The sequence below is a fragment of the Pseudomonas sp. MHK4 genome (assembly GCF_054600775.1).
On sequence record NZ_BAAIAK010000002.1, the window covers coordinates 73,341 to 95,290 of the forward strand.

The following is a 21,950-nucleotide window of genomic DNA, read 5'->3' on the forward strand; positions in this document are numbered from 1 at the left end:
CATGCAAGTTAAGCGTTTTTTCGCCGCCGATATGCGTCAGGCCATGAAGCTGGTTCGTGATGAGCTGGGCGCCGACGCCGCCATCATTGGCAACCGCCGCATCGCCGGCGGTGTCGAGCTGACGGCTGCCCTGGATTACAAGCTGTCGGCGCTGGCCCCGCGTGTGCCGAACATGGAACTCGAGGACGAGCTGCGCAAGACCCAATCGCGGATCGTTACCGCTCAGGCCGAACTGAGCCTGCGAGGCGAGGGCGACAGTGACAAGGGCACCAATCGCCAGTTGTTTGCCGGCTTGCCGCTGACGGCTGCCGAACCGCTGATCGAACCGACCCTGGTCGAGCCACCGCGACCTGCCCCTGCACCTGCGCCGGCGGCCGGTATCGATATGCGGGCTTTCGACTCGATGCGTTCGGAACTCAACAGCCTGCGCGAACTCATGGAAGTGCAACTTGGATCCCTCGCCTGGAACCAGCTGCAAGGCAGCCGTCCGGCCCAGGCGAACCTGTGGCGTCGCCTGCAGCGCATCGGCCTGTCCGGCCCGTTGTCGCGAGACCTGCTGGCGCTGGTCAGTGAAATTGAAGAACCCCGTCAGGCCTGGCGCATGTTGCTGGCGCACCTGGCGCGGATGATCGCCACCCCGGAAATGGAACCGCTGGAAGAGGGCGGCGTGATTGCCATGGTCGGCCCGGCCGGCATGGGCAAGACCACCACCCTGGCCAAGCTGGCGGCCCGCTACGTGCTCAAGTACGGCGCGCAGAACATCGCCCTGGTGAGCATGGACAGCTTCCGCATCGGTGCCCAGGAGCAGCTCAAGACCCTCGGGCGGATCCTCAACGTGTCGGTGACCCACGTCGATCCGGGCCAGTCGCTGGTCCAGGCGCTGGACCCTTTGCTGCGCAAACGCGTGGTGCTGATCGATACCGCCGGCCTGCAAGCCAGCGACCCGGCCCTGCGCATGCAGCTCGAAAGCCTGGCCAGTCGCGGCATCAAGTCAAAGAATTACCTGGTCCTGGCAACCACCAGCCAGAAACAGGTTCTAACCGCCGCTTATCACAGTTACAAGCGTTGTGGGCTTGCTGGCTGCATCCTGACTAAACTGGATGAAACGGCAAGCCTGGGCGAAGTGTTGAGTCTGGCCATCAGCCATGAATTGCCGGTGGCCTACCTGACCGACGGTCCGCGGATTCCAGATGATTTGCATCTGCCGCGCCGTCATCAATTGGTCAGTCGGGCCGTCAGCGTGCAAATGCAGGAAGAACCCAGCGAAGAGGCCATGGCTGACATGTTCGCTGATATCTATCACAGCCCGACCAAGCAGGTTGGCTGAGGTAAAAATGAATAGTTTTTGTACCTACATCGATGGCCTGCCATGCATTGTTCCGGTTGTGAACGCGCAGCCAGTTATGTGGCCCCGTCTATGCAGAACAAGGTAAAGAAATAACATGGGCAGCATGCATCCTGTACAGGTGATCGCGGTGACCGGCGGCAAAGGTGGCGTCGGCAAAACTAACGTGTCAGTGAACTTGTCCCTGGCTTTGGCCGAGCTTGGCCGGCGCGTCATGCTGCTGGACGCGGACCTGGGCCTGGCGAATGTCGACGTTCTGTTGGGGCTGACACCCAAACGTACCCTGGCCGACGTGATCGAAGGCCGCTGTGAGCTGCGCGATGTGCTGCTGCAGGGTCCCGGCGGCATCCGCATCGTTCCGGCCGCGTCCGGCACCCAGAGCATGGTTCATTTGAGCCCGGCCCAGCACGCCGGCCTGATCCAGGCCTTCAGTGACATCGGCGACAATCTCGACGTGCTGGTGATCGACACCGCTGCGGGCATTGGTGAGTCGGTCGTCAGTTTTGTGCGCGCGGCCCAGGAAGTGTTGCTGGTGGTCTGCGACGAGCCGACCTCGATCACTGACGCCTATGCGTTGATCAAGTTGCTCAACCGCGATTACGGCATGAACCGTTTCCGCGTGCTGGCGAACATGGCGCAGAGCCCGCAGGAAGGGCGCAACCTGTTCGCCAAGTTGACCAAGGTCACGGACCGATTCCTCGACGTCGCCCTGCAATACGTCGGCGCCGTGCCTTACGACGAAAGCGTGCGCAAGGCCGTGCAGAAGCAGCGCGCCGTCTACGAGGCCTTCCCGCGCTCCAAGTGCTCGCTGGCATTCAAGGCGATCGCGCAGAAGGTCGACACCTGGCCGCTGCCCGCCAACCCGCGCGGGCACCTGGAGTTTTTCGTCGAGCGCCTCGTGCAACAAACGGCAGGACCGGTGCTATGACCGCAAGCGGTTACAACCTCTACAAGGCATCGGCGCGTGATGCGCAGTACGAGCTGATCGAGCGTTACGCGCCGCTGGTTAAACGCATTGCCTATCACTTGCTGGCGCGTCTGCCGGCCAGTGTCCAGGTCGAAGACCTGATCCAGGCCGGGATGATCGGCCTGTTGGAAGTCTCTACCAAATACGACGCCAGCAAAGGCGCGAGTTTCGAGACCTACGCCGGCATCCGCATCCGCGGGGCCATGCTCGATGAGGTGCGCAAGGGGGATTGGGCGCCTCGTTCGGTCCACCGCAATACGCGGATGGTCAGCGACGCCATTCGCTCGATTGAAGCGAAAACCGGCCGTGACGCTAAAGATCACGAAGTTGCGGCCGAACTCCAATTGAGTCTTGACGATTATTACGGGATTTTGAACGACACGTTGGGCAGTCGCCTGTTCAGTTTCGACGACCTGTTGCAGGACGGCGAACACGAAGGGCTGCACGAGGACGGCGCGAGTGCGCATATGGAACCGTCTCGTGATCTGGAAGATGAACGCTTCCAGGCGGCACTGGCGGATGCGATCGCCAATTTGCCGGAGCGTGAGCGATTGGTGTTGGCGCTCTACTACGACGAAGAGTTGAATCTCAAGGAAATCGGCGAGGTCCTGGGGGTCAGCGAATCCCGGGTCAGCCAGTTACACAGCCAGTGCGCGGCCCGTTTGCGGGGGCGTCTGGGAGAGTGGCGAGCGCGCTGAAGGCAGTGTGGGGGCACTGCGACGCGGCTGGTGGGGTGATGAACCGCGCCGGTCTCGATCCGTTGTACTCCAGACAGTCATCGAGTGTTTCGCCAGATTGATCGAAATGGCGCGTCCAGGTGCTGGGCGCGTTTTAGTCTGCTTGGAGGTCGAATTGGACAAGAACATGAAAATCCTCATCGTTGATGACTTCTCAACGATGCGGCGGATCATAAAAAACCTGTTGCGTGACCTTGGGTTCACCAACACGGTCGAGGCCGACGATGGCACTAGCGCCATTCCGGTACTCAACAGCGGGAGCATCGACTTTCTGGTGACGGACTGGAACATGCCTGGCATGACCGGTATCGATCTGCTGCGCCACGTGCGCGCCGATGAAAGGCTCAAGCACCTGCCAGTGCTGATGGTGACTGCCGAAGCCAAGCGCGAGCAGATCATCGAAGCAGCCCAGGCCGGCGTAAACGGCTATGTGGTCAAACCCTTCACGGCCCAGGCGTTGAAAGAAAAAATCGAGAAGATTTTCGAACGCATCGGTTGAACTGCGCCACGGGGGAGCTATGGGGCATAACGAATCATCCCAGGGCGATTTTGAATCGACCCTGAAAAAACACGCCGTCGAATTGGTCGCGAGCCTTGAAAAGGGCAGGTTCGGCGATGCTGTGCAATTGATCCATGAGCTCAACCAGACCCGTGACCGTGGCCTGTATCAGGAAGTGGGCAAGCTCACCCGCGAGTTGCATAGCGCGATCGTCAATTTCCAGATTGACCCGCACATGCCGCAAGCCGAGGAAGTGTCACAGATCACCGACGCCACCGAGCGCCTGGGGTATGTGGTCAAGCTGACCGAAGCCGCCGCCAACCGCACCATGGACCTGGTGGAAAACGCCACGCCGCTGGTCAACAGCCTGGCTGACGAAGCCCAGGGCTTGAGCACCGACTGGGGACGGTTCATGCGGCGCGAAGTCGGGGCTGAGGAGTTTCGAGAACTGGCCCGGCGCGTCGACGGCTTCCTGGCGCGCAGCAGCACGGACAACCGCGCCGTGTCGAGCAACCTCAACGACATCCTGCTCGCCCAGGATTACCAGGACCTCACGGGCCAGGTGATCAAGCGCGTGACTCAATTGGTCACCGAAGTGGAAAGCAACCTGCTCAAGCTCGTGCTGATGGCCAGCCAGGTGGATCGCTTTGCGGGCATCGAACATGACCGTGCAGCGATGCTTGCAGAAAAAGATCCACAAAAACATCTCTCGAAGGGTGAAGGTCCGCAGATTCATGCCGATAAAAGAGAAGACGTTATGTCCGGTCAGGACGATGTGGACGATTTGCTATCGAGCCTTGGATTCTAGGTTTTCGGGTTTTTAGACCTTTAGGAGCACCCCCTTAATGAGCTTCGGCGCCGATGAAGAGATCCTTCAGGATTTCCTGGTTGAGGCCGGCGAAATTCTGGAGCAACTGTCCGAGCAACTGGTCGAGCTGGAAAGCCGTCCGGATGACGCGGACTTGCTCAATGCAATTTTTCGCGGTTTTCACACTGTAAAAGGGGGCGCCGGCTTCCTCCAGCTCAACGAGCTGGTGGAGTGCTGCCACATCGCCGAGAACGTGTTCGACATCCTGCGCAAGGGCGAACGTCGCGTTGACTCGGAATTGATGGATGTGGTCCTCGAAGCGCTGGACGCGGTGAACGGCATGTTCGGCGAAGTACGCGAGCGCAGCCCGGTCACGGGGGCAACTCCTGAGTTGCTGGCGGCACTGGCGCGTCTGGCCGAGCCGCAATCGGCCGACGAGGCGCCTGTCGTACCGGTTGCTGCAGTGGCCGAAGCACCAGTGGTTGAAGCCGATTCAGGCGATATTACCGATAACGAATTCGAGCAATTGCTGGACTCGCTGAACGCCGTCAAGGCCCAGGCCGAGGCGCCAGCCGTTGCTCCAGCACCTGCCAGCGAAGTGCCTGCCAGCGACGAAATCACCGACGCCGAGTTCGAGTCATTGCTCGATCAACTGCACGGCAAGGGCAAATTCGCCGTCAATGCAGTGGCCCCGGCGCCCGTCGCGCCGCCAGAGCCGAAAGCCGCCGGCGATAGCTCGGACATCACCGACGAAGAATTTGAAGCGCTGCTCGATCAACTGCACGGCAAGGGCAACTTTGCGGTCGAGGCGCTGGAGTCGGCCATCGCATCGGTGCCTGTACCGGCAGCGCCCACTGCAGCAGCGGCCGGCAGTGATCTGATCAGCGATCATGAGTTCGAAGCCCTGCTCGACGAATTGCACGGCAAAGGCAAGTTCAGCGAAGTGGGCACCGCGACAGCGGCGAGCGGCGCTAGCGCCTCGGTGCCGGTGCCGGCTGCCAAGGTCGTCGCACCCAAGCCTGTGGCCAAGGCGCCCGAACCGAAAGCCGCAGCGCCGGCACCCGTTGCCGCCGCTGTACCGGCTGCGGCCCGTGCCCCGGCCGCGCCGCCCGCGGAAAAAACCGCCAGCGAAGCCGAGACCACCGTGCGGGTCGATACCGCGCGGCTCGACGAGATCATGAACATGGTCGGCGAGTTGGTGCTGGTGCGTAACCGCCTGGTCCGCCTGGGTGCCAACAGCGCCGACGAAGCCATGTCCAAGGCCGTTTCGAACCTCGACGTGGTCACGGCCGACCTGCAGACCGCGGTCATGAAGACCCGGATGCAACCGATCAAGAAAGTCTTCGGGCGCTTCCCGCGCCTGGTTCGCGACCTGGCGCGCCAGCTCAAGAAAGAGATCAACCTGGAGCTGGTCGGCGAAGACACCGACCTCGACAAGAACCTGGTCGAAGCCCTGGCCGACCCGCTGGTCCACCTGGTGCGCAACGCGGTCGACCACGGCATCGAATCGCCGGAAGAACGCGAAGCCTCGGGCAAGGCCCGTGGCGGCAAGGTGATCCTGGCGGCCGAGCAAGAGGGCGATCACATCCTGTTGTCGATCTCCGACGACGGCAAGGGCATGGACCCGAACGTCCTGCGGGCCATCGCGGTAAAACGCGGCGTGATGGACAAGGACGCGGCCGATCGCCTGAGCGATACCGAGTGCTACAACCTGATCTTCGCCCCGGGCTTCTCGACCAAGACCGAGATCTCCGACGTGTCGGGTCGTGGCGTGGGCATGGACGTGGTGAAAACCAAGATCTCCCAGCTCAACGGCTCGATCAACATCTACTCGGCCAAGGGCCAGGGCTCGAAGATCGTCATCAAGGTGCCGCTGACCCTGGCGATCATGCCGACCCTGATGGTCATGCTCGGCAACCAGGCGTTCGCCTTCCCACTGGTGAACGTCAACGAGATCTTCCACCTCGACCTGTCGCGCACCAACGTGGTGGACGGCCAGGAAGTGGTGATCGTGCGGGACAAGGCGCTGCCGTTGTTCTACCTCAAGCGCTGGCTGGTCAGCTCCGCCGCTCACGAAGAGCAGCGCGAAGGCCATGTGGTGATCCTTTCGGTGGGCACCCAGCGAATCGGCTTTGTCGTCGACCAGCTGGTGGGCCAGGAAGAAGTGGTCATCAAGCCATTGGGCAAAATGCTCCAGGGAACCCCGGGCATGTCGGGCGCCACCATTACCGGTGACGGTCGCATCGCGCTGATTCTCGATGTCCCGAGCATGCTCAAGCGTTACGCCACACGGCGTATTTGATTCTGCCGCGCGGGGCCACTGATGCCCCGCTGCGTCTAATGGAGTGTTTATGGCAGTCAAGGTCCTGGTGGTGGACGATTCGGGGTTTTTCCGCCGCCGCGTCTCGGAAATTCTTTCAGCGGATGTGAATATCCAGGTCGTCGGCACGGCGACCAACGGCAAAGAGGCGATCGATCAGGCGCTGGCCCTCAAGCCGGACGTGATCACCATGGACTACGAGATGCCGATGATGGATGGCATCACCGCAGTACGGCACATCATGCAGCGCTGCCCGACCCCGGTGCTGATGTTTTCCTCGCTGACCCATGAAGGCGCCCGGGTCACCCTGGATGCGCTGGATGCCGGCGCGGTGGACTTCCTGCCGAAGAACTTCGAAGACATCTCGCGCAACCCCGAGAAGGTCAAGCAACTGCTGTGCGAGAAGATTCTGAGCATCTCGCGCAGCAATCGTCGTGTCAGCAGCTACAGCGCACCAGCGCCGGTGGCCGCGCCGGCACTGACACCAACGCCTGTGAGCACCATCGGTTATGGCAGCAGTGCGCCTGTGCGTCCGGCACCGGCTCCACTCCCGACCCGTGCCCCCGTGCACGCGCCGTCGTCACCCGCGCCAAAACGCAAAGCCTACAAACTGGTGGCCATCGGTACGTCCACCGGCGGCCCGGTTGCCCTGCAGCGGGTACTGACCCAACTGCCGGCGAACTTCCCGGCCCCCATCGTACTGGTCCAGCACATGCCGGCGGCCTTCACCAAGGCATTTGCCGAGCGCCTGGACAAGCTCTGCCGGATCAGCGTCAAGGAAGCCGAGGACGGCGACATCCTGCGTCCGGGCCTGGCGCTGTTGGCGCCCGGTGGCAAGCAGATGATGGTCGATGGCCGGGGCGCGGTGAAAATCCTCCCCGGCGACGAGCGCTTGAACTACAAGCCGTGCGTGGACATCACCTTCGGTTCGGCGGCCAAGTCCTACGGCGACAAAGTTCTGGCGGTGGTACTGACCGGCATGGGCGCCGACGGCCGTGAAGGCGCGCGCCTGCTCAAGCAAAGCGGCAGTTCGATCTGGGCCCAGGATGAAGCCAGCTGCGTGATCTACGGCATGCCCATGGCCATCGTCAAGGCCGAACTGGCCGACGCAGTGTATGCATTGGATGACATCGGCCGGCACATCGTCGAGGCCTGTGTCTGATGGACGTTTTAAGTCTCATCGGCATCATCATGGCGTTCGTCGCCATCATAGGCGGCAACTACCTCGAAGGCGGACATATCGGTGCGCTGGCCAACGGTCCGGCCGCGTTGATCGTGATGGGCGGGACCATTGGCGCGGCGTTGCTGCAATCGCCCATGAGCGCCTTCAAACGGGCCATGCAGATTCTGGCGTGGATCCTGTTTCCGCCACGGGTCGACCTGGCCGGTGGCATTGACCGGGTCGTCAACTGGAGCCTGACCGCCCGCAAGGAAGGCTTGCTCGGGCTGGAAGGGGTGGCCGATGCCGAGCCCGACAGTTACTCGCGTAAAGGCTTGCAGCTGCTGGTCGATGGCGTCGAGCCGGAAGCGATCCGCAGCATTCTCGAGGTGGATTTCTACACCCAGGAAAGCCGCGACATCGAAGCCGCCAAGGTTTTCGAAAGCATGGGTGGTTATGCGCCGACCATCGGCATCATCGGTGCGGTGATGGGCCTGATTCATGTCATGGGTAACCTGGGGGATCCGTCGCAATTGGGCAATGGCATCGCCGTGGCCTTCGTCGCCACCATCTATGGCGTGGCCAGTGCCAACCTGGTGTTGCTGCCGATTGCCGCCAAGCTCAAGTCCATCGCGTTGCGCCAGTCGCGTTATCGCGAAATGTTGCTGGAAGGGATCCTGTCGATCGCCGAAGGTGAAAACCCACGCTCTATCGAGTTGAAGCTTCAGGGCTTCATGGATTGATGGGGGTAATGGACCATGGCTCGTCGTCGTCAACATGATGAACATGTAAACCATGAACGTTGGCTCGTTTCCTACGCCGACTTCATCACGTTGCTCTTCGCGTTTTTCGTGGTGATGTACTCGATTTCGTCGATCAACGAAGGCAAGTACAAAGTCATTTCCGAGGCATTGATCGGCGTCTTCACCGACACCGATCGCGCGCTCAAGCCGATTCCCATCGGTGACGAACGACCGAAGACCGTGACCCCGGCCAAGCCGCTGGTCAAGGACAGTGACCAGGTCGATGCGGGTGTCTCGGGTGCCAGCGATCCGCTCAAAAGCATCGCCGATGATATCAGTGCGGCCTTCGGCGACCTGATCAGTTCCAACCAGATGACCGTTCGCGGCAACGAGTTGTGGGTCGAGATCGAACTCAATTCCAGCCTGTTGTTCGGCAGCGGCGATGCCATGCCCAGCGACATTGCGTTCAACATCATCGACAGGGTCGCGAAGATCCTGAAACCATTCGACAACCCGATCCACGTCGAAGGGTTCACCGACGATCAACCGATCCGCACCTCGCAGTACCCCACCAACTGGGAGCTGTCTTCGGCCCGCTCGGCCAGCATCGTTCGCATGCTGGCGATGCAGGGGGTCAATCCCGGTCGGCTGGCGTCGGTGGGGTATGGCGAGTTCCAGCCAGTGGCCAATAACGCCACGGCCGAGGGCCGGGCGCGCAACCGTCGCGTGGTGCTGGTGGTGTCGCGCAACCTGGACGTGCGCCGCAGCCTCACCGCGACCGGCGCGGCCAATGCACAACCGGATGCCGCATTGAAGCGTGCTGGCACACAAACTGCACCGACCAAGGTCATGTCGCCGGTACGGGAGAACGCCGTCAATTCTCCGTCACCCGCATTAACACGTTGAGCTAATTCTCGGCCGATCCGTTCGGCCGGGAGGAACAATCGAATGAGAGTCTGGGCAGTCGCCAATCAAAAAGGTGGTGTCGGTAAAACCACTTCCTCCATCGCTTTAGCCGGGTTGCTGGCCGAGGCGGGCAAGCGCGTGGTCGTGGTCGATCTCGACCCCCACGGCTCCATGACCAGCTATTTCGGTTACGACCCCGACAGCCTGGAACACAGCTGCTACGACCTGTTCCTGCATAAAGGCAGCGTGCCCCAGGGACTGCCTGGCCAGTTGTTGCTGCCCACCAGTCACGAATCCATTTCCCTGTTGCCCTCGAGCACCGCGCTGGCCACCCTTGAGCGCCAGTCGCCGGGCCAGAGTGGCCTGGGCCTGGTGATCGCCAAGAGCCTGGCGCAGTTGTGGCAGGACTTCGATTACGCCGTGATCGACAGCCCGCCGTTGCTCGGGGTACTGATGGTCAATGCCTTGGCGGCGAGCCAGCAACTGGCAATCCCGGTGCAGACCGAACACCTGGCGGTCAAAGGCCTGGAGCGCATGGTCAACACCCTGGCGATGATCAATCGGTCGCGCAAACAGGCCTTGCCGTTCACCATCGTGCCAACCCTGTTCGATCGCCGCACGCAGGCCTCCCTCGGTACGCTGCGGGTGTTGCGCGATAAATTCCCGGAAGAAATCTGGCAGGGCTACATCCCGGTCGACACGCGCTTGCGCGATGCCAGCCGGGCGGGGCTGACGCCTTCGCAATTCGACGGCAAGAGCCGTGGCGTCGTCGCCTACCGCGCGTTGCTCAAGCATCTGCTGGCGGCGCAGCTTGTCGCGCAGGTGGCATAAGAATGAGCCCGATACCTGTAGGAGCAAGCTTGCTCGCGATGGTCGTCAACGATAACGCTGGAAACCTGGCACCCCGCGGCGCTCCGATGTTCTTCGCGAGCAAGCTCGCTCCTACATTAGGGGTGAGTCAGTGAATCGTCCGGTAAAGGTCACATCGCGCCCGCAACTGGCGCTGCAGTCGTATCTGGACAGCTTGTTGCAGGAAGTCACCGAGGAACTCTCGGTGGACATCGAAGCCGCGTCGGAAGTAGTCGAGGCCGAAGCTGCGCTCGACGAGTTCCAGGCCGCTGTGCTCGAGGAGCAGGCCCGGGATGCACAGAAGGGCGCTGTCCCGGATGTTGCGCCTGTCGTACCTGTGGCGAAGCCCGAGGTTGCTGTAATCGAAGCGCCGCCACCGGTCCTGACGCCGGTATCGACCATCGCGCCGTTGCTGCAGGCCCTGGTGCCTCCGGTCGTCGAAGTGCATCTGCCACCGGCCAGCACGCCGCCACCGGTAGAAAACGACGGTCGTCCGGCCTGGGCGGCCGAACCTTTCGAATGCCTGTTGTTCGATGTCGCCGGGCTGACCCTGGCGGTGCCGCTGGTATGCCTGGGCTCGATCTATCCATTGGCGGGTCATGAGCTGACGTCGCTGTTCGGTCAGCCGGACTGGTTCCTCGGCATCCTGCCGAGCCAGGCGGGCAACCTGAAGGTATTGGACACGGCCCGTTGGGTCATGCCCGATCGGTACCGCGAGGACTTCAAGCAGGGCTTGCAGTACGTGATCTCCGTCCAAGGCTACGAGTGGGGGCTGGCGGTGCACCAGGTCAGTCGCTCGTTGCGCCTGGACCCGAACGAAATCAAATGGCGCAGCCACCGCGGCCAACGGCCATGGCTGGCGGGCACCGTGATAGAACACATGTGTGCATTGCTCGATGTATCCGAACTGGCCGAGTTGATCGCCAGTGGTGGGGCCAGGCACATGGGCGGCAGCAAGCCGGCCCATAAACCTACATAACAGAACAACACCGCCAGGGCGGTTTCTTGAGGGGATCAGGGTATGAATGACAAGGCAACGGCGGCAAAGGGTTCCGAAGATCCGATCCTGCAATGGGTCACCTTCAAGCTGGACAATGAAACCTACGGCATCAACGTGATGCGCGTCCAGGAAGTCCTGCGCTACACCGAAATCGCCCCGGTACCGGGCGCCCCGAGCTACGTGCTGGGCATCATCAACCTGCGTGGCAACGTGGTCACCGTGATCGACACCCGCCAGCGCTTTGGCCTGATGAATGCCGAAATCAGCGACAACACCCGCATCGTCATCATCGAAGCCGACAAGCAAGTGGTCGGGATCATGGTCGACAGCGTGGCCGAAGTGGTTTACCTGCGTCAGTCGGAAATCGAGACGGCGCCGAACGTCGGTAACGAAGAATCCGCCAAGTTCATCCAAGGCGTGTGCAACAAGAACAACGAACTGCTGATCCTGGTCGAACTGGACAAGATGATGAGCGAAGAAGAATGGTCGGACCTGGAGAACATCTGATTGATCCTCGAGGTAGCGGTCATTGTCCTGTTCCTGTTGTGGGCAGGCACGCTGGCAATGTTTCTGTCTTACGTGCGTGGCCAGAAGTTGATCGCTGCGCAACAGGCCCAGGGCGATGCGCAGCGTGACCAGCGCATCAAGGACCTGGGCCGGCGCGTCGACAATTACCAGAACGGCAATGTGAGCATGGGCGAAGACCTGCATGAATTGCGCGCGATCGTCACGCCCTTGCCGGACCGACTGGCCCGGTTGGAACAGCGTGATCCGTCGAGCCTGTCGTTTGAACAGGCGGCGAAACTGGTCGGGATGGGCGCCAGCGTCGACGAACTGACCCAGTCCTGCGGTTTGACCCAGGCTGAGGCGGAGTTGATGAGCAAGTTGCACAAGGGCAGCTAGAAGCTTCAAGTGGCAAGCTTTAAGCAACAGCAAAAGATCGCAGCCTTCGGCAGCTCCTACAGGGGTTACGTTCACCTGTAGGAGCTGGCTTGCCAGCGAAGACCTTCGAAAGATCACCGCCATTTATAGTTTTATTTGATAGAGCAAATGTCAATTTGTTAATTCGAATTTCAAACGTTTGAATCCTGTTACTTTTGATAGTTGAGTCGTTTTGTCGAAAACCTTAGTTTGAATTCGAACCTGTCTTGCAGGCTCGATCACTCATATGTGAAGTTCAAACTTCAAGGAATGTATCGCATGGAACAGCAACGAAATCGTCATACCGGAATCATTGCGTCTTTTCAGTTGGAAGATCCAGGTTGGCCAGTCATAACACCAGCGGCAAAAGGAACGGTTCGATCCGCACTTGATAATAATCTATACGATCTTCGCGGACGTGACTTCATGGGGATGGAGCGCCTGTTACCCCTTGTAGGCGTGCGTATTTCTTTTGTGCTGGTCCGGTGGAACGACGGTAAAGTGACCGCGGGTGATATTCGCCTGGAAAACAGAGATCGCGATGCCTGATTGAGGTATTGCTGTCAGTCGTGTGTTGGCTGCCTCTCTATATGGGGGCAGTCAGCACTTGGCCCTTTCAATAATCGTCTCCCTGCCCGGTGATATCGCGTTCCACTATCATCGAATCCAGATCCTGCCCCGCCGGAAACTTCCCTTTCAAATTCCACGCGAACGCAATGATCTCGGCAATCGTCAGATAAAGCTCCTGGGGAATACTGTCCCCCAATTCCATCCGCGCCAGCAAACTCACAAGTTCGGCGTTTTCATAGATCGGCACTTCGCAATCGCGGGCGATGCGCAGGATTTCTTCTGCCAGTTCTTCGTCGCCCTTGGCGGTGAGGGTCGGAGCGTGGGTGCCGTCGTATTTGAGGGCGATGGCCTGGCGTGGGGGGGTGGGGTTTTTCATGCGTTTTCGTCGACCCAGCGTTGTTCGAGGCGGGTTTGTGGGCCTTGGGGCGGTTTGCCGAGGTGGCAGTCGAGATCGCCGACGTTCAGCCCCGCTGCCAGCATTCGTTGGCGCAGTGCCGCCAGGTTGCTTTCGATCAGGCTGGCGGTGTAGGCGCGTTCGGCCCACAGCTGGCTGCTGAGGCTGCCCTGGATCAGCTGTGCCTGAACCTGCAACGGACCTAGCGGTTCCATGTCGAACGCCAGTTCGATGCGCCAGAGTTGTTGCTTGGGCGTGCGTTCTTCAGGGCGTTCCTTGGCTTGTTCTCTTTCGGGTGCTTCCTCGCGCTGGAACTTGATCTGCAGTGGCACGATGTCCTGCAGGTTGCGCATCGGGATCTCCAGCTGCCAGGTACTCATCAGGCGTCCGTCCGAGGTGACGCCGGTCTGTTCGAGACCGGACAGCTGGTGACTCTGCAGGCGGGAAACCGCTGCGGCGGCCAGGCGCAGCAGGTGTTCCAGATCGTCTTCGCCTTCGGCGCTTTGTAGCTGCCGCTCAGGCAGCGGAAAACCGTTCGGCGACGGTTTGGCGCTGACCTGCCCGAGCATGCCCAGGGCATTGCGCACGAAGCTCGGCATGGCCTGGGCCAGGGTGTTGCCGGCGATGATCGCGCTGAGGTGAGTGCTGGCCGGCAGCCCGGAGGACAATTGGCCGATCAGTTTGAGCAGGTCGCCCTTCATGTCGGGCGCCAGGTTCTGACCGCCCAGCAATTTCGATTCGAGGAATGCGCCGCTGCTGGCCAGCGCCAGGGCCAGGCCTTTGGCGCTGCTCAATTGCTGGATGTCCGGCAGGCCCGCGAGCAATCGGTCCACGGCCGCGCGCAGGTCGCTGGAGGTCTGGTCCGAGGTCGGCAGGTTTTGCAGCAGTTTGAGCAAGCCGTCCAGCGAGCCCTGGCGACTTCGCTGGCTCAGCAGTTGCTGGGTCACGGCCAATTGTTCCTGGCGACTGCTCAAGGGCACGAACTTCAAGGTCTGAGCATCCTGCACCTGGGCGCTGAGCAAGGTGCCGATGCGCAACGGCTGCGCGCTGTCGAGGCTCAGCGTGCTGCCGCTCAGCGCTGTGTTGAGCAGGCTGACCATCGAGCGAAACACCGTGGGTTGCCCCGGCACTTGTGGCAACACCTGGGAAGTCAGCACCTTACCCTGCAGCAGGGTGCCGACCGGCATTTGCGCCGTGTCGATGCGGGTGAGGGTGGCGACGCTGGCGGCGAGAGCTTGCTGCACGGTGATCGCCAGGTTGCCCGCCGAAGGCTGGGTGACCGCGACGCTGGTGCCTTGGGCCAAGGGTTGGTTGCTGAGGGCCTGGAGCGTGGTCTGTCGGCCGCTTTCCAGGGTGAGCTTGAGCAACAATTGAAACGCCTGGTCCGCCTGCTTGAGCGACAGCACTTCGGCCTTGGCAGTCTGCCCTGCGCTGATCAGGCCCTCCATCGGCGTCAGTAGCTTGAGCAGTTCGCCGTTGACCGCCTGCGGGCGCGAGGTCGCCGGGGCGGCCTGCGGTAGCGGGAGGATGTTCATTTCGCCGGTCATACGCGGTCACAACCTTGGGAAATTGCACGCTTGAGAGTAGGAAATGGCATGTATAATGCCGCTCCGTTGTATACAGAGTGCGGTAATTTTTCGCAGTTATTTGACGCAGCTCTCTCGTTCGGGCCGCCAATACCTTTATTCTGCATCTCTTTAACGGCCGCTCCAGCGCCGACTTGAACCGTATAAGGCCCGTGAACCCTTGACCAGTCCAGTCCTGCAAACCGTTGCCCTTGCCTGTGAGCGAGACCTTCGGCTGCTCTTCGAAAATCTCGATTTGAGAATGGCCAGTGGCGAAATGGTACAAATCAGTGGCCCCAACGGCAGTGGCAAGACCAGCCTGTTGCGCCTGTTGTCGGGCCTGATGCACCCGACGGCCGGTCAAGTGCTGCTCAACGGTCAACCGCTGAGCGAGCAGCGCACCGAGCTTGCACGCAATCTTTTATGGATCGGCCATGCCGCCGGGATCAAGGATTTGCTGACCCCGCAGGAGAACCTGAGCTGGCTGTGCGCCCTGCATCAACCCGCGTCCCATGAGGCGATCTGGCAGGCCTTGGCGGCTGTCGGGCTGCGCGGTTTCGAGGATGTGCCATGTCATACGCTGTCCGCCGGTCAACAGCGCCGCGTGGCTCTGGCGCGGCTGTATCTGGACAGCCCACCGCTGTGGATCCTCGATGAGCCGTTCACCGCCCTCGACAAGCAAGGCGTGGCGCAGCTCGAGGAACACCTGGCCGGCCACTGCGAGCGCGGCGGCATGGTGGTCCTGACCACTCACCACACACTGAGCCGCGTGCCGGCGAGCTATCGCGACATTGATCTGGGGAACTGGGCCGTATGAGTGTTTTCGGCCTGTTGGTCGCCCGCGAGGCCCGTTTGCTGTTCCGCCGTCCGGCTGAGCTGGCCAATCCGCTGGTGTTCTTTGCCATCGTCGTTTCGCTGTTCCCGCTGGCGGTCGGTCCTGAGTCTCAATTGTTGCAAACCTTGTCGCCGGGACTGGTCTGGGTGGCGGCCCTTTTGTCGGTCCTGCTCTCGCTGGACGGGCTCTTCCGCAGTGATTTCGAGGATGGATCGCTGGAACAGTGGGTCCTTTCGCCGCACCCGCTGGCTCTTCTGGTATTGGCCAAGGTGCTGGCACACTGGGTGTTTTCCGGCCTGGCACTGGTTTTGCTCGCGCCTTTGCTGGCGTTGATGCTCGGTTTGCCTGCCGCCTGTCTGCCAGTGTTGCTGCTTTCCCTATTGCTGGGTACACCGGTGCTGAGCCTGCTCGGTGCGGTGGGCGCGGCCCTGACGGTCGGTTTGAAGCGCGGTGGCCTGTTGCTGGCGTTGCTGATCCTGCCGTTGTACATCCCGGTGTTGATCCTTGGCAGTGGCGCCTTGCAGGCGGCCTTGCAGGGCATGCCGGCGACTGGTTATCTCTTGTGGCTTGGTAGCCTGACCGCCCTGGCGATAACCCTGACACCTTTTGCAATAGCTGCTGGCCTGAAGATCAGCGTCGGCGAATAATAATGAGGCCTGATCATTTTTTGATCACTTCTTTGGAAGAAAGGCAGGCCCTGGCTCTTCACAGTAAAGAGCAACCGTGACGGAAACAAAGTATGAACTGGACGTGGTTTCACAAGCTCGGCTCGCCCAAATGGTTTTACGGCATCAGCGGCAAAATGCTGCCCTGGCTGAGCGTCGCGGCGTTGCTGCTGATTGGCGTTGGCGTGGTCTGGGGCCTGGCCTTCGCGCCGCCGGACTACCAGCAGGGCAACAGCTTTCGCATCATCTATATCCACGTCCCGGCCGCGATGCTGGCCCAGTCCATCTACGTAATGCTGGCCGTGTGCGGCATCGTCGGGCTGGTGTGGAAAATGAAGCTGGCCGACGTTGCCCTGCAGTGCGCGGCGCCCATCGGAGCCTGGATGACCGCCGTGGCGCTGGTCACCGGGGCTATCTGGGGCAAGCCGACCTGGGGCTCGTGGTGGGTCTGGGATGCACGCCTAACGTCCATGCTGATCCTGCTTTTCCTGTACTTCGGTCTTATTGCGCTGGGCAACGCCATCAGCAATCGTGACAGCGCGGCCAAGGCGTGCGCGGTGCTGGCGATTGTCGGCGTGATCAATATCCCTATCATCAAGTATTCGGTGGAGTGGTGGAACACCCTGCATCAGGGCGCGACCTTCACCCTCACGGAAAAACCGGCGATGCCCGCCGAGATGTGGCTGCCCTTGCTGCTGACGGCGCTGGGTTTCTACTGTTTCTTCGGCGCGGTGTTGCTGCTGCGCATGCGCCTCGAAGTGCTCAAGCGCGAAGCCCGGGCCAGCTGGGTCAAGGCCGAAGTCGAACACAGCCTGGAGGTCGCTCGATGAGTTTTGCTTCATTCGGCGACTTCCTCGCCATGGGCCATCATGGCCTGTATGTCTGGTCGGCCTATGGCATCTGCCTGGCGGTGCTGGCCCTCAACGTGGCGGCGCCAATCCTGGCCCGCAAGCGGTATCTGCAACAAGAGGCGCGTCGTCTGCGCCGGGAGAACGGCAAGTGAATCCGCTGCGTAAAAAGCGTCTCATCATCATTCTGGCGATCCTGGTCGGGGTCGGCGCCGCCGTGGGCCTGGCCCTGAGCGCCCTGCAGCAGAACATCAACCTGTTTTACACACCGACCCAGATCGCCAATGGCGAAGCCCCGCAGGACACGCGCATCCGCGCCGGAGGCATGGTCGAGGCGGGCTCCCTGCAGCGTTCCAGCGACTCGCTGGACGTGAAGTTCGTCGTCACCGATTTCAACAAATCCGTGACCATCACGTATCGCGGCATCCTCCCAGACCTGTTCCGCGAAGGGCAGGGCATCGTCGCCCTGGGCAAGCTCAATGCCGATGGCGTGGTAGTGGCCGATGAAGTGCTGGCCAAGCACGATGAAAAGTACATGCCGCCGGAAGTGACCAAGGCCCTGAAAGACAGCGGCCAGTCGGCACCCACTCCCGCGAAAGAGGGCTAACTGATGACATCTGGAATCTTTATCCCGGAGCTGGGCCACCTGGCCATGATCCTGGCGCTGTGCTTCGCCCTGGTTCAGGCCGTGGTGCCGTTGGTTGGCGCCTGGCGCGGTGACCGCTTGTGGATGAGCCTGGCCCAGCCGGCCGCGTGGGGCCAGTTCGCCTTCCTGCTGTTCGCCTTCGGTTGCCTGACCTACGCGTTCATGGCCGACGATTTCTCCGTCGCCTATGTCGCCAGCAACTCCAACAGCGCATTGCCCTGGTACTACAAGTTCAGCGCCGTGTGGGGCGCGCACGAAGGTTCGTTGCTGCTCTGGGCGTTGATCCTCGGCGGCTGGACGTTCGCCGTGTCGGTGTTCTCCCGCCAGTTGCCGCAAGTGATGCTGGCGCGGGTGCTGGCGGTGATGGGCATGATCAGTACCGGTTTCCTGCTGTTCCTGATCCTCACCTCGAACCCGTTCAAGCGCATCCTGCCGCAAATACCCAGCGATGGCGCCGACCTCAATCCATTGCTGCAGGATATCGGCCTGATCGTTCACCCACCGATGCTGTACATGGGTTACGTCGGGTTCTCGGTGGCGTTCGCCTTCGCTATCGCCGCGTTGATGGGCGGTCGTCTTGATGCTGCGTGGGCGCGTTGGTCGCGTCCGTGGACCATCGTCGCCTGGGCCTTCCTCGGTATCGGCATCACCCTGGGCTCCTGGTGGGCCTACTACGAACTCGGCTGGGGCGGCTGGTGGTTCTGGGACCCGGTGGAAAACGCTTCGTTCATGCCCTGGCTGGTGGGCACCGCGCTGATTCACTCGTTGGCGGTCACGGAAAAACGTGGCGTGTTCAAGAGCTGGACCGTGTTGCTGGCCATTGCCGCCTTTTCGTTGAGCCTGCTGGGCACCTTCCTCGTGCGCTCCGGCGTGCTGACCTCGGTGCATGCCTTTGCCTCGGACCCCGAGCGCGGTGTGTTCATCCTGATCTTCCTGCTGTTCGTGGTGGGCGGTTCGCTGACCCTGTTCGCCTTGCGCGCACCGGTGGTCAAGAGCCAGGTCGGTTTCAACCTCTGGTCCCGGGAAACCCTGTTGCTGGGCAACAACCTGGTGCTGGTGGTGGCGGCTTCGATGATCCTGCTGGGCACCTTGTATCCGTTGATCCTGGATGCCATGACCGGTGCCAAGCTGTCGGTCGGCCCGCCGTACTTCAACGCGCTGTTCATTCCGTTGATGGCGTTGTTGATGCTGGTGATGGCGGTCGGCGTGATCGTGCGCTGGAAAGACACCCCGGTGAAATGGCTGCTGGGCATGCTGACCCCGGTGTTGCTCGGCAGCGCCGCGCTGGCGGTGGTGGCGGGCGTTGCCTACGGCGATTTCAACTGGGCGGTGCTGGCGACCTTCATGCTCGCGGCCTGGGTGTTGCTGGCCGGTGTGCGTGACATCTTCGACAAGACCCGCCACAAAGGCCTGGTCAAGGGCCTGCCGACCCTGACCCGCAGCTACTGGGGCATGCAGGTGGCCCACCTGGGTATCGCCGTCTGCGCCCTCGGCGTGGTGTTGTCGAGCCAGAACAGTGCCGAGCGCGACCTGCGCCTGGCGCCGGGTGAATCCATGGCCCTGGGCGGTTATCAGTTCATCTTCGAAGGCGCCAAACACTTCGAAGGCCCGAACTTCACGTCCGACAAGGGCACGGTACGGGTGATCAAGGACGGCAAGGAAGTCAGCGTCCTGCACCCGGAAAAACGTCTCTACACGGTACAGAACTCGGTGATGACCGAAGCCGGGATCGATGCCGGTTTCACCCGTGACCTCTACGTCGCCCTCGGCGAACCGCTGGGGGATGGCGCCTGGGCGGTGCGCGTGCACGTCAAGCCGTTCGTGCGCTGGATCTGGTTCGGTGGTTTGCTCACCGGTCTCGGCGGGTTGCTGGCGGCATTGGATGGCCGATATCGGGTCAAGGTGAAAAGCCGCGTGCGTGAAGCACTGGGCATGTCTGGAGCTACTGCATGAGACGTTGGTTGTTGCTGTTGCCACTGGCGATTTTCCTGGTGGTGGCTGTTTTCCTGTATCGCGGCCTGTACCTGGACCCCGCCGAGTTGCCCTCGGCGATGATCGGCAAACCGTTTCCGGAGTTTTCCCTGCCGGCGGTGCAGGGCGACAAGACCCTGACCCGCGCCGACATCCTCGGCAAGCCGGCACTGGTCAACGTCTGGGGCACCTGGTGCATTTCCTGCCGGGTCGAGCACCCGGTGCTGAACAAGCTGGCCGAGAAGGGCGTGGTGATCTACGGCATCAACTACAAGGACGTCAACGCCGACGCCTTGAAGTGGCTGGCGGAATTCCACAACCCGTATCAACTGGACATCCGTGACGATGCCGGCACCCTGGGCCTGAACCTCGGTGTGTACGGCGCCCCGGAAACCTTCTTCATCGACGCCAAGGGCATCATCCGCGACAAGTTCGTCGGTGTGATCGACGAGCAGGTCTGGCGCGAAAAACTGGCGGCCAAGTACCAGGCACTGGTCGATGAGGCCAAGCCATGAAGCGCTTTCTAGCCGCTGTGGTATTGGGCTTGAGCCTGGCCGGCGTGGCCCACGCTGCCATCGACACCTACGAGTTCGCCAAGGAAGGCGATCGCGAGCGTTTTCGCGAGTTGACCAAGGAACTGCGTTGCCCCAAGTGCCAGAACCAGGACATCGCCGACTCCAACGCCCCGATCGCCGCCGACCTGCGCAAAGAGATTTTCCGCATGCTCGGCGAGGGCAAGGACAACCAGCAGATCATCGACTTCATGGTCGATCGCTACGGTGATTTTGTCCGCTACAAACCGGCCCTGAACGCCAAGACCGCCTTGCTCTGGTTCGGCCCGGCCGGCTTGCTGCTGGGCGGTTTTGTGGTCATTGCGGTGATCGTCCGCCGTCGTCGCGCGCAACGCGCCGAGACACAGGGCTCGCTTTCTGCCGAGGAGCGCGAGCGCCTCGACCAACTGTTGGATAAAAACCAAGAATGATTGATTTCTGGCTCGCTGCAGGTCTGCTGCTCCTGGTGGCCCTGAGTTTTCTGTTGATCCCCGTTCTGCGTAGTCGTCGCGCCCAGCTCGAAGAGGATCGTACTGCCCTGAACGTGGCGCTGTATCAGGAGCGCGTGGCTGAGCTGCAGGTTCAGCAGGCAGAGGGCGTTCTTGATGCCGCGCAAATGGACGCCGGTCGCGCCGAAGCCGCCCGTGAATTGCTCGCCGACACCGAGGGCGTTGCCGCGCCTCGGATAACGCGCCTGGGCAAGCCGGCGCCGTTGCTGGCGGCAGTCCTGGTGCCGGTGCTGGGCCTGGGTCTGTACCTGCATTTTGGTGCCAGCGACAAGGTCGAGCTGACCCGGGAATTTTCCCAGGCGCCGCAGTCGATGGAAGAAATGACCCGACGCCTGGAGCGCGCGGTCGCGGCGCAGCCGGATTCCGCCGAAGCCCTGTACTTCCTCGGTCGCACCTACATGACCCAGGATCGTCCGGGTGACGCGGCGAAGGCCTTCGAGCGCACCGTCAACCTCGCCGGTCGTCAGCCTGAACTGCTTGGGCAGTGGGCGCAGGCCCAGTACTTCGCCGATGGCAAGAAGTGGTCGGACAAGGTCCAGGCCCTGACCGACGAAGCGCTCAAGGCTGATCCGAAGGAAGTTACCAGCCTTGGCCTGCTGGGCATCGCCGCCTTCGAAGGCCAGCGTTACCAGGAAGCGATCGATTACTGGAATCGCCTGCTGGAGCAACTGCCGCCGGAGGACAAATCCCGCGTCGCGCTGCAGGGTGGTATTACTCGCGCTACCGAGAAACTGGTGGCCAGCGGCGGTCAGGTTGCCAAGGCTGCAGTCGCCAAGCCGGCAGCGTTGCTCAAGGTCAGTGTCGATCTGGCGCCGGACCTCAAGGCCAAGGTTCTGCCCGGTGATAGCGTGTTCATCTTCGCTCGCGCCACCTCGGGCCCACCGGCACCGCTGGCGGCCAAGCGCCTGACCGTGGCTGACCTGCCTGCGACTGTGGAGCTGGGTGATGGCGATGCAATGATGCCGCAGTTGAAACTGTCGAACTTCCCTGAAGTCCAACTGGTTGCGCGCATCTCCCGTGCCGGCCAGCCGACGGCAGGCGAGTGGATCGGTCGCAGCCAGCCCCTGGCCAGCAGCACCACTGCGCCGCAACAACTGACCATCGATAGCCCGGATAAATAAGCCCGGATAAATAACAGGAAA

Annotated in this window: 25 protein-coding genes; 23 read left to right on the plus strand and 2 right to left on the minus strand. The window is 61.6% G+C overall.

All coding sequences use genetic code 11. The features are described from left to right. Position 1: 1 nt before the first annotated feature. The 14 genes from flhF to ACYP2Q_RS05305 all read left to right on the plus strand — a co-directional run bounded on the left by flhF (position 2) and on the right by ACYP2Q_RS05305 (position 12,803). On the plus strand, positions 2 to 1,327 hold the full coding sequence (gene flhF / locus ACYP2Q_RS05240) for a flagellar biosynthesis protein FlhF (RefSeq protein ID WP_459729546.1): 1,326 nt from the start codon (positions 2 to 4) through the stop codon (positions 1,325 to 1,327). Between the two features lie 115 nt (positions 1,328 to 1,442). After that, positions 1,443 to 2,273, plus strand: coding sequence for a flagellar synthesis regulator FleN (gene fleN / locus ACYP2Q_RS05245; RefSeq protein ID WP_007975361.1), 831 nt, complete (start codon positions 1,443 to 1,445; stop codon positions 2,271 to 2,273). Continuing rightward, positions 2,270 to 3,010 (plus strand): RNA polymerase sigma factor FliA, encoded by a 741-nt coding sequence (gene fliA / locus ACYP2Q_RS05250; protein ID WP_046819336.1) that lies wholly within the window; start codon positions 2,270 to 2,272, stop codon positions 3,008 to 3,010. The genes fleN and fliA overlap by 4 nt, the downstream gene beginning before the upstream one ends. A 166-nt stretch (positions 3,011 to 3,176) precedes the next feature. Beyond that, a complete protein-coding gene (locus ACYP2Q_RS05255) occupies positions 3,177 to 3,548 on the plus strand; it encodes a chemotaxis response regulator CheY (protein ID WP_162488921.1) in 372 nt (123 codons plus the stop codon). Positions 3,549 to 3,567: 19 nt separating this feature from the next. After that, on the plus strand, positions 3,568 to 4,356 hold the full coding sequence (locus ACYP2Q_RS05260) for a protein phosphatase CheZ (protein WP_459729547.1): 789 nt from the start codon (positions 3,568 to 3,570) through the stop codon (positions 4,354 to 4,356). A 37-nt stretch (positions 4,357 to 4,393) separates the two neighbouring features. Further along, a complete protein-coding gene (locus ACYP2Q_RS05265; protein ID WP_459729548.1) occupies positions 4,394 to 6,658 on the plus strand; it encodes a chemotaxis protein CheA in 2,265 nt (754 codons plus the stop codon). A 49-nt stretch (positions 6,659 to 6,707) separates the two neighbouring features. After that, positions 6,708 to 7,838: a protein-glutamate methylesterase/protein-glutamine glutaminase gene (locus tag ACYP2Q_RS05270; protein ID WP_459729549.1), complete on the plus strand. Its 1,131-nt coding sequence runs from the start codon at positions 6,708 to 6,710 to the stop codon at positions 7,836 to 7,838. Next, positions 7,838 to 8,578 (plus strand): flagellar motor protein, encoded by a 741-nt coding sequence (locus tag ACYP2Q_RS05275; RefSeq protein WP_459729550.1) that lies wholly within the window; start codon positions 7,838 to 7,840, stop codon positions 8,576 to 8,578. The genes ACYP2Q_RS05270 and ACYP2Q_RS05275 overlap by 1 nt, the downstream gene beginning before the upstream one ends. Positions 8,579 to 8,593: 15 nt before the next feature. After that, on the plus strand, positions 8,594 to 9,484 hold the full coding sequence (gene motD, locus ACYP2Q_RS05280) for a flagellar motor protein MotD (protein WP_459729551.1): 891 nt from the start codon (positions 8,594 to 8,596) through the stop codon (positions 9,482 to 9,484). Between the two features lie 42 nt (positions 9,485 to 9,526). Then, positions 9,527 to 10,315, plus strand: coding sequence for a ParA family protein (locus tag ACYP2Q_RS05285; RefSeq protein ID WP_459729552.1), 789 nt, complete (start codon positions 9,527 to 9,529; stop codon positions 10,313 to 10,315). A gap of 130 nt (positions 10,316 to 10,445) precedes the next feature. After that, the gene (locus ACYP2Q_RS05290; RefSeq protein WP_459729553.1) at positions 10,446 to 11,312 is read left to right on the plus strand and encodes a CheW domain-containing protein; all 867 of its coding nucleotides are present in this window, start codon (positions 10,446 to 10,448) and stop codon (positions 11,310 to 11,312) included. A gap of 42 nt (positions 11,313 to 11,354) precedes the next feature. Beyond that, complete coding sequence (locus ACYP2Q_RS05295; RefSeq protein ID WP_007946765.1) at positions 11,355 to 11,840, plus strand: chemotaxis protein CheW; 486 nt, start codon at positions 11,355 to 11,357, stop codon at positions 11,838 to 11,840. Then, positions 11,841 to 12,236, plus strand: coding sequence for a DUF2802 domain-containing protein (locus ACYP2Q_RS05300; RefSeq protein ID WP_459729554.1), 396 nt, complete (start codon positions 11,841 to 11,843; stop codon positions 12,234 to 12,236). It begins immediately after the preceding gene. 297 nt (positions 12,237 to 12,533) lie between these two features. Then, on the plus strand, positions 12,534 to 12,803 hold the full coding sequence (locus tag ACYP2Q_RS05305; RefSeq protein ID WP_459729555.1) for a hypothetical protein: 270 nt from the start codon (positions 12,534 to 12,536) through the stop codon (positions 12,801 to 12,803). A 67-nt stretch (positions 12,804 to 12,870) separates the two neighbouring features. On the opposite strand, the gene ACYP2Q_RS05310 is transcribed toward ACYP2Q_RS05305, so the two are convergent. Beyond that, positions 12,871 to 13,200 carry an EscU/YscU/HrcU family type III secretion system export apparatus switch protein gene (locus ACYP2Q_RS05310; RefSeq protein WP_459729556.1) on the minus strand — a complete coding sequence of 110 codons (330 nt, stop codon included), beginning with the start codon at positions 13,198 to 13,200 and terminating at the stop codon, positions 12,871 to 12,873. Beyond that, on the minus strand, positions 13,197 to 14,765 hold the full coding sequence (gene fliK / locus ACYP2Q_RS05315) for a flagellar hook-length control protein FliK (protein WP_459729557.1): 1,569 nt from the start codon (positions 14,763 to 14,765) through the stop codon (positions 13,197 to 13,199). The genes ACYP2Q_RS05310 and fliK overlap by 4 nt, the downstream gene beginning before the upstream one ends. A 199-nt stretch (positions 14,766 to 14,964) precedes the next feature. Here fliK and ccmA point away from each other — a divergent pair, with 199 nt between their 5' ends. The 9 genes from ccmA to ccmI all read left to right on the plus strand — a co-directional run bounded on the left by ccmA (position 14,965) and on the right by ccmI (position 21,929). Then, on the plus strand, positions 14,965 to 15,600 hold the full coding sequence (ccmA, locus tag ACYP2Q_RS05320; protein WP_459729558.1) for a cytochrome c biogenesis heme-transporting ATPase CcmA: 636 nt from the start codon (positions 14,965 to 14,967) through the stop codon (positions 15,598 to 15,600). Continuing rightward, positions 15,597 to 16,265, plus strand: a complete 669-nt coding sequence (ccmB, locus tag ACYP2Q_RS05325; RefSeq protein ID WP_459729559.1) for a heme exporter protein CcmB — start codon at positions 15,597 to 15,599, stop codon at positions 16,263 to 16,265. Before ccmA ends, ccmB begins: the two co-directional genes overlap by 4 nt. Positions 16,266 to 16,357: 92 nt before the next feature. Further along, positions 16,358 to 17,113, plus strand: a complete 756-nt coding sequence (locus ACYP2Q_RS05330; RefSeq protein WP_415265340.1) for a heme ABC transporter permease — start codon at positions 16,358 to 16,360, stop codon at positions 17,111 to 17,113. After that, positions 17,110 to 17,286, plus strand: coding sequence for a heme exporter protein CcmD (gene ccmD, locus ACYP2Q_RS05335; RefSeq protein ID WP_008055370.1), 177 nt, complete (start codon positions 17,110 to 17,112; stop codon positions 17,284 to 17,286). Before ACYP2Q_RS05330 ends, ccmD begins: the two co-directional genes overlap by 4 nt. Continuing rightward, positions 17,283 to 17,738 carry a cytochrome c maturation protein CcmE gene (gene ccmE, locus ACYP2Q_RS05340; protein WP_027621048.1) on the plus strand — a complete coding sequence of 152 codons (456 nt, stop codon included), beginning with the start codon at positions 17,283 to 17,285 and terminating at the stop codon, positions 17,736 to 17,738. The genes ccmD and ccmE overlap by 4 nt, the downstream gene beginning before the upstream one ends. A 3-nt stretch (positions 17,739 to 17,741) precedes the next feature. Continuing rightward, positions 17,742 to 19,730, plus strand: coding sequence for a heme lyase CcmF/NrfE family subunit (locus ACYP2Q_RS05345; RefSeq protein WP_459729560.1), 1,989 nt, complete (start codon positions 17,742 to 17,744; stop codon positions 19,728 to 19,730). Beyond that, positions 19,727 to 20,263, plus strand: a complete 537-nt coding sequence (locus ACYP2Q_RS05350) for a DsbE family thiol:disulfide interchange protein (protein WP_459729561.1) — start codon at positions 19,727 to 19,729, stop codon at positions 20,261 to 20,263. The genes ACYP2Q_RS05345 and ACYP2Q_RS05350 overlap by 4 nt, the downstream gene beginning before the upstream one ends. After that, positions 20,260 to 20,730: a cytochrome c-type biogenesis protein gene (locus ACYP2Q_RS05355; RefSeq protein ID WP_459729562.1), complete on the plus strand. Its 471-nt coding sequence runs from the start codon at positions 20,260 to 20,262 to the stop codon at positions 20,728 to 20,730. Before ACYP2Q_RS05350 ends, ACYP2Q_RS05355 begins: the two co-directional genes overlap by 4 nt. Continuing rightward, complete coding sequence (gene ccmI / locus ACYP2Q_RS05360) at positions 20,727 to 21,929, plus strand: c-type cytochrome biogenesis protein CcmI (RefSeq protein WP_459729564.1); 1,203 nt, start codon at positions 20,727 to 20,729, stop codon at positions 21,927 to 21,929. Before ACYP2Q_RS05355 ends, ccmI begins: the two co-directional genes overlap by 4 nt. The last annotated feature ends 21 nt before the right edge of the window (positions 21,930 to 21,950 follow it).